The sequence below is a fragment of the Streptomyces panaciradicis genome, from assembly GCF_023516615.1.
Lineage (GTDB): Bacteria > Actinomycetota > Actinomycetes > Streptomycetales > Streptomycetaceae > Streptomyces > Streptomyces panaciradicis.
In genome coordinates this window covers 68,789-83,461 of record NZ_JAMGBF010000079.1, presented here as the reverse complement: position 1 = coordinate 83,461, position 14,673 = coordinate 68,789, and the positions used below count along the sequence as shown (strand labels likewise).

Below are 14,673 nucleotides of genomic sequence, written 5' to 3'. Positions count from 1 at the left end.
GGCCGGGCCGTGGCCGCCGTGAGCAGGACGACGTCCTCCAGCGAGGACAGGGCGAGTTCGCGAGCGGCGGTGCCGTGCGCCACGGCCACGCGGTCGTGGCGGGGCGCGGCCGCGGGCGGCGGCTCGGTGCCGGTCCAGCGCGCGTCGGCGAGCATCCGGCCGAAGGCGGCCTCCACCCGCCCGTGCACGGCGGCCGGGGTCGGCGTGACGGCGTACAGGCCGTCACCGGTGTCGTACGGGCGCAGCCACGGTGTCCAGGCCGGCCGGGCCTGGCAGTGGACCCACCAGAACCGCCAGCCCGCGGCGCCCGGCGCGACGGCGTACTGGTGCGGTGCCCCCGGCGCCAGCACGACCAGGTCCCCGGTGCCGGCCGCCGCCTCCGCCTGCCCCTGGCGCACCCGGCCGCTGCCGCCGGTGGTCCACAGGAAGAGCCAGCTCTCCGCTCCGCCGGGGCGGCTGATCCCGTACCCCGGCGGCTCGTCGTAGTGGCCGACGACGACCAGGCCCGGCGGCGGCGCAGCAGCCTCGGGCAATCGGTCAGCGTTCACGGGCATCCTCCGGCGGACGGCAGCGGCCTAGCTTGGACGGCGGATTACACCACAAGGAGGAGGAGCGGGATGACAGCCACGGATATCGATGCCGCAGGCGGTTCACTGCTGACCGCGGACGGGCTTCGGCAGTTCCAGAAGGACGGGTTCACGGTCCTGCGCGGGCTGTTCGGGTACGACGAGATCGACCGATTGCGCGCGGAGTTCACCGCGCTGCACGCGGCGGGCCCGGTGCCGGGGCACTTCCAGCCGCGGGCGGGCACCGATCCGCTGGCGGCCTACCCGCGGGTGATGCAGCCGCACGAGATCAACGAACGGGCGCGCGGCGTCCTGCTCGACGCGCGGCTGCGCACGGTGCTGGAGGTGCTGCTCGGCGAGGAGGTGCTGGCCGCGCAGAGCATGTTCTACTTCAAGCCGCCCGGCGCCCGCGGCCAGGCGCTGCACCAGGACAACTTCTATCTGCGGGTGGAGCCCGGCACCTGCGTGGCGGCGTGGGTGGCCTGCGATGTGATCGACCGCGACAACGGCGGCCTGGAGGTCGTGCCCGGCACGCACCTGATGGACCTGTTCTGCCCGGAAGAAGCGGACGAGGACGTGTCGTTCGCGCGGGAGTACGTCGCGCCGCCCGAGGGGCTGACCGCCGTGCCGGTCGACATGGCACCGGGCGACGTGCTGTTCTTCAACGGCAGCCTGGTGCACGGCTCGCAGCCCAACCGCACGGCCGACCGGTTCCGGCGGTCGTTCATCGGGCACTACGTGGGCAGGTCGGCCGAGCGGATCGGCGCGTACTACCGGACGCTGGCCATGAGCGGCGAACGGGTCGTGCTGCCGGAGAGCGAGGGGGCGGGCCCGTGCGGCACGGAGTTCGCACCGCAGGGGCCCCACTAGTCAGCCGTGGCCCACGATGGGGTGCGGGGTGTACGGCCGCTCCAGTTCCTCGATCTCCTTGTCGCTGAGGGTGAGTTCGACCGCGGCGACGGCGTCCTCGATGTGGTGCGGCTTGGCGGCTCCGATGATCGGGGCCACCACCGTCTCCTGGTGCAGCAGCCAGGCGAGGGCCACCTGGGCGCGCGGGACGCCCCGGTCGTTCGCGATCCGGGTCACCGCCTCGACGATGGTGCGGTCGCCCTCCGGGTAGAGGCGGCTGCCGAAGTCGTCGTTGGCGCTGCGGTCGGTCACCGTGCCCCAGTCGCGGGTGAGCCGGCCGCGGGCCAGCGGGCTCCAGGGCAGGACGCCGACGCCCTGGTCGGCGCAGAGCGGCAGCATCTCGCGCTCCTCCTCGCGGTAGAGGAGGTTGTAGTGGTTCTGCATGGACACGAACTTCGTCCAGCCGTGCCGCTCCGCGGTGTACTGCATCTTGGAGAACTGCCAGGCGTACATCGAACTCGCCCCGATGTAGCGGACCTTGCCCGCCTTCACCAGGTCGTGGAGGGCCTCCATGGTCTCCTCGACCGGGGTGTGCGGGTCGAAGCGGTGGATCTGGTAGAGGTCGACGTAGTCCGTGCCGAGGCGCGCGAGACTGTGGTCGATCTCGGTCATGATGGCCTTGCGGGACAGTCCGGCGCCGTTGGGGCCGGGCCGCGTCCGGCCGTGCGCCTTGGTCGCGAGCACGATCTCGTCGCGGTTGGCGTACTCGCGCAGCGCCTTGCCGACGATCTCCTCGCTGGTGCCGTCGGAGTACACGTTCGCCGTGTCAAAGAAGTTGATGCCGGCCTCCAGCGCCTGCCGGATCAGCGGCCGCGAATCCTCCTCGCCGAGCGTCCACTCGTGCACGCCTCGGTCGGGCAGGCCGTAGGTCATGCAGCCCAGACAGATCCGCGACACGTCCAGGCCCGTCGAACCGAGCTTCACGTACTGCATCGTTGCTGCTCCTGCCTTCGGGTGGGGTACGAGGGGAGCGTACGACGCCGTGCGCGCCCCGTGTGCGCTGCGGGGTGTCAGCCGAGGTCCAGCAGGTCCAGCGCCCGCTCCCAGCCGAACTCCGGCCGCACGCCGTCCTCTCCCGGCTCCCCCGTGTACCGCTCGCCGAACCGGACGCCCATGCCGCGCAGCCGTACCAGGCTGTCCCGGTAGGCGGGGTGGGCGGCCAGGGCGTCGGACACGCACGGCAGGACGGCGACCGGGACGCCCAGGCCCGTGGCCTCGCACAGGGTCGCCACGGCGAGGGTGTCGGCCAGGCCCGCCGCCCACTTGTTGATCGTGTTGAAGGTGGCGGGCGCGACCACGACCGCGTCGGGCGGCGGGAAGGGGCGCGGGTCGCCCGGGGTGCGCCAGGCCGAGCGTATGGGGCGGCCGGTCAGCGCCGCGACGGACTCGGTGTCGAAGAAGCCGTTGGTCGCGGCGGGCGTGGCGATGACGCCGACCTCCCGGTCCCGCCGCCGCGCGGCGGTGATCAGCCTGCCCACGTCCACCGCGACGCCGGCGGCGCAGACGACGACGTAGAGGAAGGGGTTCCCGGCCTGTTCGGTCATCCGGGAACCCTACTGAAGGGGGAAGGACCGCCCGTGCTCGGCTTCCGGCCGGGGTCCGTTGATGCGGCGTTCCCCCTCCTCGATCGGCAGGTCGTTGATGCTCGCCTCGCGGCGGGTCATCAGGCCGTGCTCGTCGAACTCCCACAGCTCGTTGCCGTAGGAGCGCGACCACCGGCCGTCGGCGTCGCGGCACTCGTACTGGAAGCGGACGGCGATGCGGTTGCCGTCGAAGGCCCACAGGTCCTTGCGCAGGGCGTAGTCGAGCTCGCGCTCCCACTTGCGGGTCAGGAACGCGACGATCTCCTCACGGCCGGTGACGAAGGTGTCGCGGTTGCGCCAGACCGAGTCCTCGGAGTAGGCGAGCGCGACCTTGTGCGGGTCGCGGGTGTTCCAGGCGTCCTCGGCAGCCTGCACCTTTTGCACGGCGGTCTCGCGGGTGAAGGGGGGAAGGGGCGGACGGTCGGCCATGGTGGCTCCTCGGCAGGCGGACGGCAGCGGAGAACGGGCGTTCTCCCCTCGGCTGCTACCGTAGGAGAACACTGGTTCTCACGTCAAGAAAGGTCGTACCCGGCATGGTCGTCATGGACAGCTCCACCGCCCGTGAACAGGTGCTGGACGCGGCCGAGGAGCTGTTCTACGGGCGGGGCGTCCAGTGCGTCGGCATGGACGACATCCGGGGGGCCTCGGGCGTCTCGCTCAAGCGGCTCTACCAACTGTTCCCGGCGAAGGAGCAGTTGGTGGAGGCCTATCTCGAACGACGCGACGCGCGCTGGCGCGGACGGCTCGCCGCGTTCGTGGAGCGCCGGGAGGACCCGGAGGAGCGGATCCTGGCGCTCTTCGACTGGCTGGAGGTCTGGTTCGGCGAGGACGGCTTCCGCGGGTGCGCGTGGATCAACTCCTACGGCGAGCTGGGCGCCACGTCGGAGCGCGTCGCGACCCAAGTACGCCTGCACAAGGGGGCGTTCGGGGCGTACGTCGAGGGGCTGGTGGCCGCCGCCGGCCTGCCCGGCACACTGGCCGGGCAGCTGTTCCTGCTGGCGGAGGGCGCCATGGTGACCGCGGGAATCACCCAAACCACCGAGCCCGCCCGCCAGGCCCGCACAGCAGCGGAACTACTGCTGCGGGGCTGCCGCGGGGGGTGAGCAACCGGCCGGGAGACCGCCGCGCAGGGCAAGTGACTGGCCGCGCGGCCGCCCCACGGGGCGAGTGAGCCGCTGGGGGCTGCCCTCGCGGTCAGCCACCGACCACGAGACCGCCCGACCGGGCGAGCCAGCGGCTGCGGGCTGCCGCCCGGGGTGAGCACTTGACCGGGAGACCGTTGCGCGGGGCGAACGACCGACAGCGAGGCCGCCTCACGGGGCGAGCAAGCGGCTGCCGACTGCCGACCGGGGTGAGCGACTGGCCGGGAGGCCGCTGCGCGGGGCGAGCGACTGACAGCGAGCCACCCCGGCGCTCGAGCGAGCCACTACGGCTGCCACGGGGTCAGCCACCGGCCATGAGACCGCCCGGACCGGCGCGCAAGCAGCTGGGGACTGCCGTCCGGGGGAAGCCACCGGCCGCTACCCCGCCGCGCCGCGCGAGCGAGCGGCTGCGGGCTACCGCCCGAGGTGAGCAACCGCCTGCCGCCCCGTCGGACGAGCAAGCAGCTGCGGACTGCCGCCCGCGGTCAGCCAACGGCCACGGGACCGCCCACCGGGCAAGCAAGCCAGTGCCCGGTTACCGCCCGGGGCAATTTGCCGGCCACGAGACCGCCCGGCTGGGCGAGCGAGCGGCTGCGAGGCTGCCGACCGAGGCGAGCAGCCGCCCGCCGCCCGCCGGGCGCGCGAGTCGCTGTCGGCTCGCCGCGCCGGGGGCGCCGGATTCGGGGCGTGCCGCTCAGTCCTCGGTCACCGTGATGGCACCTACCGGGCAGGCACGCGCCGCCTCTCGGATCATCGGGTCGCCGTTGCCGTTCTCGCGGTCCGGCAGCAGGGTGCTGAAGCCGTCGTCGTCCTGGGTGAAGACGCGCGGGGCGGACAGGGCGCACTGGCCGGCGCCGATGCAGACGTCCTTGTCGATGTCGATGTGCATGGCTCGGGCCTCTTACCAGGTCACGGGGAGTTCCAGCATCCCCTGGATCGTGTCGCCGGGCTTGAAGGGGATCTCGTCCGCCGGGGCGGCCAGGCGCAGCGCGGGCAGCCGGTCGAAGAGGGTGCGCAGGGCGATGTCGAGTTCGGCGCGGGCCAGGTTCTGGCCGAGGCACTGGTGGATGCCGAAGCCGAAGGCCACGTGGTGGCGGGCCGGGCGGCGCCAGTCCAGGGTGTCGGCGTCGGGGTAGACGTCCTCGTCGCGGTTGATGACCGAGGTCGAGAAGAGCACCCCGTCGCCGGTCCGGATGGTCGTGTCGCCCACCTGGATGTCCTCCGTGGCCCTGCGCAGCAGGCCGTCCGCGATCGACAGCATGCGCATGAGCTCCTCGACCGCCTGGGGCATCAGCTCCGGATCGGCCCGCAACTCGGCCAGCTTTTCCGGGTGTTGCAGGAGGGTGAAGGTGCCGAGCGAGATCATGTTGGCGGTCGTCTCGTGCCCGGCGATCAGAAGGATCGTGGCGAACGCGATGACGTCCTGCCGGTCCAGCACCCCCTCGCGCAGCTGCTGGTGGACGAGTTCGTCGAGGACGCCGTCGCCCGGTTCGGACTGCTTCAGCTTGCGGTCGATCAAGTCCTCGAAGTACGCGTCCAGTTGCTCGCGCGCGTCCTGCACATCCTCGACCTTCGGGCCGCGCAGCAGCCGGCGTGACTGTCCCTCGAAGAAGTCGTGGTCGGCGTAGGGGACGCCGAGCAGCGCGCAGATCACCATCGAGGGCACGGGCAGCGCGAACGCGCTCACGAGTTCGGCGGGCGGCCCCTGGGCGATCATGTCGTCGAGCAGTCCGTCCACGATCCGCTGGATCTGCGGGCGCAGGTCGACGGCCCGCCGGAGGGTGAAGCTGGGAACCATCATGCGCCGCTGGACGCGGTGCTCGGGGTCGTCGACGCCGAGCAGCGCGACCCTCCGGTTGCGCACCGAGGCGAAACGTTCGGTGGGCGCCGGGAAGTCGGGGTGGTTGCGGTCGGTGGACAGGCGCTGGTCTGCGAGCAGTTCGCGGGCGAGGCCGTGTCCGGTCACCAACCAGGCCGGACGGCCGTCGTAGAGGGTGATCCGGGCCAGTGGGCGGCTGGCGCGCAGGGGGTCGTAGGCGGTCGGCGGGTGGTAGGGGCAGGTGCGGTCCTGGGGGAAGGCCACGGGTTCCGCTTGCGTCATGGAAGACCTCGCAGACGAAGAGTGCGTCGTGCAGATCTTCATTAGATGCCCGGGGCATCTATAGGGCGACGGGAAGTTCGGCCACATCGGTGGCGGGGGCATTCTGGCCGGAGTTGGTCGCACACGATTCGAAAGAACCGCGCACGGAACAATCCCCTCCGCTTGCGGCCGGCGGCTCGTACGGTAGGGATGATTCCGGCACGGGACGGTGTTGGACGTGCCGGCAACGCACAGGACTCGACGATGGGACGGATGTCATGCCTCTTGAGGGCGAGTACGAACCCAGCCCGGAGCAGTGGGTGCGCGAGCAGGTGGAGCTGTACGAGAGCTCCGGCGGTACGAAGGGGACGACCCTGCGGGACACCGGCCTGCCCGTCGTCGTGCTCACCACCCGCGGCGCGAAGAGCGGGAAGATCCGCAAGTCACCGCTGATGCGTGTCGAGCACGAGGGGCGGTACGCGGTCGTCGCCTCGCAGGGCGGGGCGCCCAAGCACCCGGTCTGGTACCACAACGTCAAGGCCGATCCCCGCGTGGAACTGCAGGACGGCCCGGCCAAGCGGGACATGACGGCCCGTGAGGTCACCGGCGAGGAGAAGGCCGAGTGGTGGCAGCGGGCGGTCGAGGCGTTCCCGCCGTACGCCGACTACCAGAAGAGGACCGACCGGCAGATCCCCGTCTTCGTACTCGAACCGGTCGACACGGACCACTGAACGGGGCCGCCCGATCCGGGCGGGCAGACACATCACGGCCGACCCGGACCTGGCCGGATCAGCCGTGATGCGTCCTTCCGAAAAAATCTCCGCTGCCCGGCGCATGAACCGGTGTCCCCCGGGCACGCGTGCGTCAGGCCCCGCCGCGCTCCCCCGTCGCGGCGGGGCTTTCCCGTGCCTCCTCCGCGGGCCGGTCGGTGATGTCCAGGAAGATCTGGTCGGCCTCCGGGACGGAGTCCGCGACCGTCCGCTTGATGCGGACGGCGACCTTCTCGACCTGTTCGCTGTCCAGGCCCGGCACGAGGTCGACGCGAGCGGCCACCAGGGCCTGGTCCAGGCCGGTCTTCATGGTGTACAGCGCCTCCACGCTGTCGATCTCCGGCTGCTCCTGCAGCAGGTCCCGGATGCGGTCGGCGGCCTCGGGGTCGGCGGCCTCGCCGATCAGCTGGTCGCGTGCCTCGCGGCCCAGATGGAAGGCGACGAAGACCAGCAGGGCGCCGATCCCGAAGGAGGCGGACGCCTCCCACACCACCTGACCGGTGACCATGTGCAGCGCCATGCCGATCGCGGCGAGCGTCACGCCCAGCACCGCCGTGCCGTCCTCGGCGACCACGGTGCGCAGCGCCGGGTCGCGCATCCCGCCGCCGGACCCGCCCTGCCCGCGCACCTGGTGCACCGCCCGCAGCAGCGACACGCCCTCGGCGAGGAAGGACACGCCGAGCACGATCAGACCTGCCACATAGCCGCTGGTCTTCTCCTCAGCGCCGTTGCGCAGGGCCTGAAGGCCCTGGAAGAAGGAGAAGCAGCCGCCCATCACGAAAATGCCCACGGCCGCGAGCAGCGACCAGAAGAAACGCTCCTTGCCGTAACCGAAGGGGTGACGCTTGTCGGCCGGACGGCGGCTGCGGCGCAGGGCGGCCAGCAAGAACACCTCGTTCATGCTGTCCGCCACCGAGTGCGCCGCCTCCGACATCAGGGCAGGTGATCCGGCGGCCAGGCCGCCCACCGCCTTCGCCGCCGCGATCACGAGATTCGCCGCGAGTGCCACCAGCACGGTGACGCGGGTCCGCCTGTCAGCCTTGTTGTCCGAGCTGTCAGCTTTATTGTCCGAGGATGTCCTGCTCACGTACGCCGACTGCCCGTCCGGGGTCGACTCATACCGTGCGGGGCAGGGAATTCGGGGAACGCGGCGAGCACGGCGCACACGATCGCAAGGAGGAACCATGGGCGGCGGGGGCAACGACTCCTACGGCAAGAAGGCGTTCAAGCGGTCCAAGAGCCACTTCGCGGACCGGATCACCGCGGACGGGCGGGACGGCTGGCCGGTTGCGGCGGGCCGCTACCGGCTGGTGGTCAGCCGTGCCTGTCCGTGGGCGAGCCGCGCCGTCATCTCCCGGCGGCTGCTGGGCCTGGAGGACGCGCTGCCGATGGCGATCGCCGACCCGATCCAGGACGACCGCAGCTGGCGCTTCACGCTCGATCCCGGTGGCCGCGACCCGGTCCTCGGCATCCGCTATCTCAGTGAGGCGTACGACAAGCGGGAGACCGGGTACCCCGGCGGGGTGAGCGTGCCGGCGATCGTCGACGTGCCCAGCGGCCGACTGGTCACCAACGACTACCAGCAGCTCACCCTCGACCTCGCCACCGAGTGGAGCGCCCTGCACCGCGACGGAGCGCCGGACCTGTACCCGCACGCCCTGCGCGACGAGATCGACACGGTGATGGCCGAGGTCTACGAGGACGTCAACAACGGGGTCTACCGGGCCGGTTTCGCCACGGAGCAGGAGGAGTACGAGGGCGCGTGCGCCGGTGTCTTCCGGCGGCTGGACATGCTGAGCGCGCGGCTGGAGGGGCAGCGCTACCTGGTCGGCGACACCATCACCGAGGCGGACATCCGGCTGTTCACCACACTGGTCCGTTTCGACGCGGTCTATCACGGTCACTTCAAGTGCAACCGCTGGAAGCTGACGGAGAACCCGATCCTGTGGGCGTACGCCCGCGACCTCTACCAGACCCCCGGCTTCGGGGACACCGTCGACTTCGACCACATCAAACGGCACTACTACCAGGTCCACAGCGGTATCAACCCGACCCGCATCGTGCCCCTCGGACCGGAGCTGTCCGGCTGGCTCGCGCCCCACTTCCGGCAGGAACTGGGCGGCCGGCCGTTCGGCGACGGAACGCCGCCGGGGCCGGTGCCGGCGGATGAGGAAGTCCCGGCGCAGGGGCGGCCCTGATCGAGCAGGATCGAGCAAGGAGGCACACGTGGCCAAGAAGCAGAAAAAGATGAAACTGCCCCTCGCCTACAAGCCCTTGGGCTTCGCGCTGGGCTGGGTGGGCGGCGCCCTGTCGGGGATGGTGTTCCGCAAGACGTGGATGGCGATCCGGCACGAGGAGGACGCGCCGGACGCCCTGGACCAGGACCGCGGCTGGGGAGAGATCCTGCTGGCCGCCGCGGTCCAGGGGGCGATCTTCGCCGTGGTGCGCAGCGCCGTGGACCGCGGCGGCGCCAAGGCCATCGAACGCTCGACGGGCGTCTGGCCGACCACCGAACAGGGCGGCCGGGACTGACGAGAGGGGCCGGCATCCTCGAGGATGCCGGCCCCTCTTCCTCGTCCGCCGCACTCCCTACCCCTGCTTCGGGGCCGTCGGTGTGACGCGGCGGAGGGTGAAGGAGTGCCCGGCCGGGTCGGCGTAGCCGCGTTCCTCGTACGGTCCGGCCGCGTCCTTCGTGTCGAGCGGCCGGCCGCCGAGCTCGACCACCTTGCGCTCCGTCGCGTCCAGGTCGCTCACCTGGAAGTCCAGATGCGCCTGGAGGGAGTTCTCGGGGCGCGGCCAGCTCGGGGGCGTCGCGTTGACGTCGCGGCGGAAGGCCATCCGGATGCCGTCGGCGCCCCTGATCTCCACCCGGTTGGCGGTGGCGTCGGTCTCCTCGGCGTCCAGCAGTTCCTTGTAGAACACGGCGAGCTTCTCGGGCTCGGCACAGTCGAGCACCACATAGCCCGCTTCAACCAGCGGCATGTCTCCTCCGAAGGGTCCCGGGCGCGGAGCAGGTCGTGTCCCGCCGCCCTCCTCCTCCGGATATCCCGGCCCGGCGGGTTCAGTCGCGGGCCGGCCACCTCAGGTTGCGGCCGGTGGGACTCGCGGCGGGCGTGGCCAACAGCACTGTCCGGCCGTCCCAGTTGCGCTGTTCGGGGTGGGGGCGGGTGCGGTCCTCGTCGCCCGGTCCTCCAGGCGTGACACACCGTCAGCTGGCCTGCCCGGGCCGGACCGTCGCCCGGATTTCCGCCAGCCGGGCGGCCGCGGCGCCGAGCAGCAGATCGAGGGCGCCCGGGTAGGAGCTGCGCGGCATGTCGTGCACGAGGTGGCGCGCCGCGGCGGCGATGTGCGGATGGGTGGCGGCGGGCAGCCTCGCGTACGTCGCCCGCCATACGGCCGCCTCCGCCTCCCGGGCGGCCTTCGGCAGGGCCGTGCTCGCCGAGTCCAGGGCGCCGAAGGCGAGGGCCTGGTCGATGAAGGCGTGGTAGACGCGCACGGCGTCGGCGTCGGGGAAGCCGGCACCGCGCAGCACGCCCAGGATCGTCTCGACGGCCTGGATCTCGTGCACGCGTCCGGTGACGCGGTACGAGCTCAGGACGGCCGCCCGCGGATGGGCCAGGGCGCTCGCGTGCATGCGCAGGCCGAGGTCGCGCAGGTCGGCACGCCAGTCGCCGGTGGGCCGCCAGGCGCGCAGGGTGCGGCCGATCAGCTCGTCGGCGACGGCGAGCATCAGGTCGTCGGTGTGCCGGAAGTAGCGGTACAGCGAGCTGGGGTCGGCACCGAGGGCACGGCCCAGGCGGCGCACGGACAGGGCGTCGGCGCCGTGCTCCTCGATCAGGCGCAGGGCGGTCGCCACGATCAGCTCCTCGGACAGCACGACGCCCTGCTTGGTGGGACGCCTGCGCCGCCGGGCGCCGGGCGGCACCACGCGCTCGCTCATGGACTGCCTCCTGGGACCGGCGACCGGTGCCCGCACCTTATGACAACACCGTTGACCTGTTAAGTGCCCGGGCAGTTTCATGTGCGCTCACCGGGGCCAGCCAGGCCCCCCGGTGCGAGCGGAGACCCGCCCATGTCCGACCAGTCCCCCGGCGCAGCGCCGCCCGCGCGGCCGGCGCTGCGCAAGTCCCTCGGCGTCCTCGACGGCGTCGCCATCGCCGCGTCCAGCACGGCCGCGACCACCAGCATCGGCATCGGCCTCGGCGTGACGGCCGGGGTGGTGGGCCTGCATCTGCCGGCGATCATGCTGCTGGCGTTCCTGCCCGTGCTGGGCATCGCCGGCGCCTACTCCCGGCTCAACCGCGTCGAGCCGAACGCGGGCAACGGCTATGTGTGGGTGGGCCGTTCCCTTAGTCCCTGGCTCGGTTTCATGGTCGGCTGGGTGAACATCGTGGCGACGGTGGCGTTCCTGGCGTACACGACCGCGGTCACCGGCTCGGCGCTGATCCAGCTGGCCGGGGAGGCGGGAGTGCACCGGGTGGGCGGGCTCGTCCTGGACGCGGGTTCGACGGCGCAGACCACCGCCCTCGGCATCTTCGTCCTGGTGGCGGTGACCGTCACCGCCGTCACCGGGGTCCGCACGGCGGCACGGCTGCAGACGGGGCTGCTGGTCTTCGAGTACGTCGTCCTGCTCGGGTTCTGCGGCTACGGCATCGTCACCGGCCCGCACGCCTTCAGCTGGAGCTGGTTCGACCCGTTCGCCATCCCCTCGTCGTCGGCGCTGGCGCAGGGACTGATCCTGTCGGTGTTCTGCTACTGGGGTTTCGAGGCCGCCTTCAGTGTCAACGAGGAGGTGCGCGAGCCGCGTGACGCCTCCCGGGCCGGCTTCATCACGCTCCTGACCATGCTGGCCCTGTTCCTGCTCGGCTCGATCGCCTTCCAACGGGTCTTGTCGGAAACGGAGTTGGCCGGTCATGGCGCGCAGGGGCTGGCGTACTTCGGGGACCGGCTGGCGGCGCAGCCACTGGCCGCACTGCCCCTGGTGGCGCTGATGTTCTCGGCGGTGGCCTCGCTGCAGGCCGGGGTGATCCCCACGGCCCGGGGGATGTTCGCGATGAGCCGGGACCGTACGCTCGGGCCGGTGTGGTCCAAGGTCAGCGTGCGCTACGGCACTCCGGCGGCCGGGACGCTGCTGATCGGCGCGCTGGCGGCGGCGGTCGCCGCGCTCGCCCTGGTGATCCCGCGGCTCGCGGACATGATCATGGCGACGGTGAACGCCGTCGGGATCGTGGTGGCCCTGTCGTACGCGCTCACCGCGCTGGCGGCGGCGGTGCGCTTCCGCTCGCTGCTGCGCGAGGACCGGCTCCAGGGACTGCGGGCGGTGGTGCTTCCCGCGCTGAGCGCGGTGGCGCTGCTCGGGCTCGGCGGATATCTCGGCTGGAGCTTCTACTCCTCCACCGACCATCTCGAACTCCGGGCGGACAACGGGTGGTTCCTGCTCCTGACCCCCCTGGCCATGATCGGGTCGGGCCTCGTCGCCGCCGCGTGGGCCAAGTGGGTGCGCAGGTCCCCCTACTTCCGCACCGGCCAGGGGACGGACGCGGACGCGCCCGCCCTGCTGACCACCCTCTCCTAGGAAACGGACCCATGCACGCAGACCTCCTCTTCACCGGCGGCCCCGTCCTGACCCCCGAGGGCCGCACCGCCACCGCCGTGGCCGTCACCGGCGGCCGCATCACGGCCGTGGGCCACGACGAGGTGCTGGACCTCAAGGGACCGCGGACCCGGGTCGTCGACCTGGCGGGCCGGCTGCTGCTGCCCGGGTTCCAGGACGCGCACGTCCATCCGGTCCCGGCGGGGCTGGAGTTGTCGCAGTGCGACCTGACCGGGGCCACGACGGCCGAGGAGACGGTCGCCGCGGTCCGCGCCTACGCCGACGCCCACCCCGAACGGGAGTGGATCCTCGGCGGCGGCTGGTCCATGGAGGCCTTCGCCGGCGGTACGCCGACCCGGGAACTGCTGGACGCCGTCGTGCCCGACCGGCCGGTGTACCTGCCCAACCGCGACCACCACGGCGCCTGGGTCAACGGCCGGGCCCTGGAGCTCGCCGGTGTCACCCGGGACACCCCGGACCCGGCCGACGGGCGGATCGAACGGGACGCGGCCGGCGAGCCGAGCGGCACCCTGCAGGAAGGGGCCATGCGGCTCGTCGGGCGGCTCACTCCCCCAGCCACCGCGGCCGACCGGCTGGCGGCCCTGCTGCACGCCCAGCGCCATCTGCACGCGCTCGGCATCACGGCCTGGCAGGACGCGCTCGTCGGCGACTTCCTCGGCATGGACGACCCGTCCGGCGCGTATCTGGCCGCCGCGCGGGACGGCTCGCTCACCGCGCGCGTCGTCGGCGCCCTGTGGTGGGACCGGGAGCGCGGGGCCGAGCAGATTCCCGAACTGGTCGACAAACGGAAGGCGTTGAGTCACGGGCGGTTCCGTGCGGGGACGGTGAAGCTGATGCTGGACGGGGTCGCGGAGAACGGCACGGCCGCGCTGCTCGATCCCTATCTGGACCGGTGCGGCTGCGCCACCGCCAACCGCGGCAAGAGCTTCATCGACGCCGGGCAACTGCCCAAGTACGTGACCGAGTTGGACGCGCTCGGTTTCCAGTGCCACTTCCACGCGCTGGGCGACCGGGCCGTCCGCGACGCCCTGGACGCGATCGAGGCCGCCCGGGCGGCGAACGGGGCGAGCGACACCCGGCCGCATCTGGCGCACCTTCAGGTCGTGCACCCGGGCGACGTGCCGCGCTTCGCCGAGCTGGACGCCACGGCGAACCTCCAGCCGCTGTGGGCCGCGCACGAACCGCAGATGGACGAGCTGACCATCCCCTTCCTGGGCGCCGAACGGGCCGCGTGGCAGTACCCGTTCGGCGCGCTGCTGCGTTCCGGCGCGCGGCTCGCCGCGGGCAGCGACTGGCCGGTGAGCAGCCCCGATCCGCTCCAGGGAGTCCACGTCGCGGTGAACCGGGTCGCGCCCGGCAGCACGGACGCCCCCGTGTTCCTGCCCGCCGAACGGATCGGTCTCGCCGAGGCGTTGACGGCCTACACGGCCGGATCGGCGTACGTGAACCATCTCGACGACACCGGGCGGGTGCGGGTCGGCCACCTGGCGGATCTCGTGGTGCTGGACCGCGATCCGTTCGCCGCACCGCCGCAGGAGATCGGGCGGACGCGGGTGGCGATGACCTTCGTGGGAGGGGAGGCAGTGTACGCAGCTCATGAGGCGTAAGCAGTAACGGATATCACGGTGAGGTCACGCGTAGATCATTTAGGCTCTGGGCAGCCTCGTAGCGCTTCTCGGTTCAACTTTCGGCCATAGAAGCTGAGTTCGAATGCACGGGCGGCCAGCAGGCCGCCCGTTCGCAGGGCGGGGGGGCTCTGCCTGTTCCGGATCCCGGAAGGAATCGCATGCCTAAGGACGCCAGGTTCGGCCTCCCGTTCGACACTCCCGTCAACGGTCATCTGGGGCACGCCCAGAACCGTCCGCCCCTCCCCGCGCTCCCCGTCCGACGGGCAGCCGTGAACACCGCGACGGCGCCGAGCCGTTGATCACCTGCCGCGGACGGGCGGCTCGCCGCGTCCGTGGACCGGGCGGGCTCTGAGCGGTTCGTCAGCGCACGGACAGCAGGGC

At 72.0% G+C, this 14,673-nt stretch carries 16 protein-coding genes; 7 read left to right on the top strand and 9 right to left on the bottom strand.

The genetic code is table 11. From position 1 onward, the window contains the following. Window positions 1-554, bottom strand: a 554-nt coding sequence (locus M8J74_RS25470; protein ID WP_249838681.1) for an AraC family ligand binding domain-containing protein, incomplete at its 3' end; no start/stop codon positions are given. A gap of 63 nt (window positions 555-617) precedes the next feature. Here M8J74_RS25470 and M8J74_RS25465 point away from each other — a divergent pair. Next, entirely contained in the window at window positions 618-1,436 is an 819-nt protein-coding gene (locus tag M8J74_RS25465; RefSeq protein WP_249838680.1) for a phytanoyl-CoA dioxygenase family protein, read from the top strand. Here the strand turns inward: M8J74_RS25465 and M8J74_RS25460 are convergent, their stop codons facing one another. The 3 genes from M8J74_RS25460 to M8J74_RS25450 form a co-directional block, all read right to left on the bottom strand. Beyond that, entirely contained in the window at window positions 1,437-2,408 is a 972-nt protein-coding gene (locus tag M8J74_RS25460; RefSeq protein ID WP_249838679.1) for an aldo/keto reductase, read from the bottom strand. It lies immediately after the preceding gene. Window positions 2,409-2,485: 77 nt separating this feature from the next. Then, complete coding sequence (locus tag M8J74_RS25455) at window positions 2,486-3,019, bottom strand: flavoprotein (protein ID WP_249838678.1); 534 nt, start codon at window positions 3,017-3,019, stop codon at window positions 2,486-2,488. 9 nt (window positions 3,020-3,028) lie between these two features. Further along, window positions 3,029-3,487: a nuclear transport factor 2 family protein gene (locus M8J74_RS25450; RefSeq protein WP_249838677.1), complete on the bottom strand. Its 459-nt coding sequence runs from the start codon at window positions 3,485-3,487 to the stop codon at window positions 3,029-3,031. 113 nt (window positions 3,488-3,600) lie between these two features. On the opposite strand from M8J74_RS25450, the gene M8J74_RS25445 reads away from it, so the two are divergent. Then, window positions 3,601-4,161, top strand: a complete 561-nt coding sequence (locus M8J74_RS25445; protein ID WP_249838676.1) for a TetR/AcrR family transcriptional regulator — start codon at window positions 3,601-3,603, stop codon at window positions 4,159-4,161. 733 nt (window positions 4,162-4,894) lie between these two features. Here the strand turns inward: M8J74_RS25445 and M8J74_RS25440 are convergent. Both M8J74_RS25440 and M8J74_RS25435 read right to left on the bottom strand, forming a co-directional pair. Beyond that, window positions 4,895-5,089, bottom strand: a complete 195-nt coding sequence (locus tag M8J74_RS25440; protein ID WP_249838675.1) for a ferredoxin — start codon at window positions 5,087-5,089, stop codon at window positions 4,895-4,897. Between the two features lie 12 nt (window positions 5,090-5,101). Then, window positions 5,102-6,301 (bottom strand): cytochrome P450, encoded by a 1,200-nt coding sequence (locus tag M8J74_RS25435; RefSeq protein WP_249838674.1) that lies wholly within the window; start codon window positions 6,299-6,301, stop codon window positions 5,102-5,104. 257 nt (window positions 6,302-6,558) lie between these two features. Between M8J74_RS25435 and M8J74_RS25430 the strand changes: the two genes are divergently transcribed. Beyond that, complete coding sequence (locus M8J74_RS25430; protein WP_058921388.1) at window positions 6,559-7,011, top strand: nitroreductase family deazaflavin-dependent oxidoreductase; 453 nt, start codon at window positions 6,559-6,561, stop codon at window positions 7,009-7,011. 133 nt (window positions 7,012-7,144) lie between these two features. Here M8J74_RS25430 and M8J74_RS25425 read toward each other — a convergent pair whose 3' ends face one another. Next, on the bottom strand, window positions 7,145-8,065 hold the full coding sequence (locus tag M8J74_RS25425; protein WP_372500264.1) for a cation diffusion facilitator family transporter: 921 nt from the start codon (window positions 8,063-8,065) through the stop codon (window positions 7,145-7,147). Window positions 8,066-8,234: 169 nt separating this feature from the next. Here M8J74_RS25425 and M8J74_RS25420 point away from each other — a divergent pair, with 169 nt between their 5' ends. Both M8J74_RS25420 and M8J74_RS25415 read left to right on the top strand, forming a co-directional pair. Further along, the gene (locus M8J74_RS25420) at window positions 8,235-9,248 is read left to right on the top strand and encodes a glutathione S-transferase family protein (protein ID WP_249838672.1); all 1,014 of its coding nucleotides are present in this window, start codon (window positions 8,235-8,237) and stop codon (window positions 9,246-9,248) included. A 49-nt stretch (window positions 9,249-9,297) separates the two neighbouring features. Next, the gene (locus M8J74_RS25415) at window positions 9,298-9,582 is read left to right on the top strand and encodes a DUF4235 domain-containing protein (protein ID WP_058927985.1); all 285 of its coding nucleotides are present in this window, start codon (window positions 9,298-9,300) and stop codon (window positions 9,580-9,582) included. A gap of 57 nt (window positions 9,583-9,639) precedes the next feature. On the opposite strand, the gene M8J74_RS25410 is transcribed toward M8J74_RS25415, so the two are convergent. Further along, the gene (locus M8J74_RS25410; protein ID WP_249838671.1) at window positions 9,640-10,032 is read right to left on the bottom strand and encodes a VOC family protein; all 393 of its coding nucleotides are present in this window, start codon (window positions 10,030-10,032) and stop codon (window positions 9,640-9,642) included. 226 nt (window positions 10,033-10,258) lie between these two features. Further along, window positions 10,259-10,990 carry a TetR/AcrR family transcriptional regulator gene (locus tag M8J74_RS25405; RefSeq protein ID WP_249838670.1) on the bottom strand — a complete coding sequence of 244 codons (732 nt, stop codon included), beginning with the start codon at window positions 10,988-10,990 and terminating at the stop codon, window positions 10,259-10,261. 132 nt (window positions 10,991-11,122) lie between these two features. Between M8J74_RS25405 and M8J74_RS25400 the strand changes: the two genes are divergently transcribed. Then, on the top strand, window positions 11,123-12,625 hold the full coding sequence (locus tag M8J74_RS25400) for an APC family permease (RefSeq protein WP_249838669.1): 1,503 nt from the start codon (window positions 11,123-11,125) through the stop codon (window positions 12,623-12,625). An 11-nt stretch (window positions 12,626-12,636) separates the two neighbouring features. After that, entirely contained in the window at window positions 12,637-14,271 is a 1,635-nt protein-coding gene (locus M8J74_RS25395; RefSeq protein ID WP_249838668.1) for an amidohydrolase, read from the top strand. Window positions 14,272-14,673 lie beyond the last annotated feature (402 nt).

What these genes read in the sequence shown, in the direction of transcription:
- M8J74_RS25465 (WP_249838680.1), top strand. Translation starts at nt 618, where the DNA reads ATGACAGCCACGGATATCGATGCCGCAGGCGGTTCACTGCTGACCGCG.
- M8J74_RS25410 (WP_249838671.1), bottom strand. Translation starts at nt 10,032, where the DNA reads ATGCCGCTGGTTGAAGCGGGCTATGTGGTGCTCGACTGTGCCGAGCCC.
- M8J74_RS25415 (WP_058927985.1), top strand. Translation starts at nt 9,298, where the DNA reads ATGAAACTGCCCCTCGCCTACAAGCCCTTGGGCTTCGCGCTGGGCTGG.
- M8J74_RS25420 (WP_249838672.1), top strand. Translation starts at nt 8,235, where the DNA reads ATGGGCGGCGGGGGCAACGACTCCTACGGCAAGAAGGCGTTCAAGCGG.
- M8J74_RS25455 (WP_249838678.1), bottom strand. Translation starts at nt 3,019, where the DNA reads ATGACCGAACAGGCCGGGAACCCCTTCCTCTACGTCGTCGTCTGCGCC.
- M8J74_RS25435 (WP_249838674.1), bottom strand. Translation starts at nt 6,301, where the DNA reads ATGACGCAAGCGGAACCCGTGGCCTTCCCCCAGGACCGCACCTGCCCC.
- M8J74_RS25405 (WP_249838670.1), bottom strand. Translation starts at nt 10,990, where the DNA reads ATGAGCGAGCGCGTGGTGCCGCCCGGCGCCCGGCGGCGCAGGCGTCCC.
- M8J74_RS25445 (WP_249838676.1), top strand. Translation starts at nt 3,601, where the DNA reads ATGGACAGCTCCACCGCCCGTGAACAGGTGCTGGACGCGGCCGAGGAG.
- M8J74_RS25450 (WP_249838677.1), bottom strand. Translation starts at nt 3,487, where the DNA reads ATGGCCGACCGTCCGCCCCTTCCCCCCTTCACCCGCGAGACCGCCGTG.
- M8J74_RS25460 (WP_249838679.1), bottom strand. Translation starts at nt 2,408, where the DNA reads ATGCAGTACGTGAAGCTCGGTTCGACGGGCCTGGACGTGTCGCGGATC.
- M8J74_RS25395 (WP_249838668.1), top strand. Translation starts at nt 12,637, where the DNA reads ATGCACGCAGACCTCCTCTTCACCGGCGGCCCCGTCCTGACCCCCGAG.
- M8J74_RS25440 (WP_249838675.1), bottom strand. Translation starts at nt 5,089, where the DNA reads ATGCACATCGACATCGACAAGGACGTCTGCATCGGCGCCGGCCAGTGC.
- M8J74_RS25400 (WP_249838669.1), top strand. Translation starts at nt 11,123, where the DNA reads ATGTCCGACCAGTCCCCCGGCGCAGCGCCGCCCGCGCGGCCGGCGCTG.
- M8J74_RS25430 (WP_058921388.1), top strand. Translation starts at nt 6,559, where the DNA reads ATGCCTCTTGAGGGCGAGTACGAACCCAGCCCGGAGCAGTGGGTGCGC.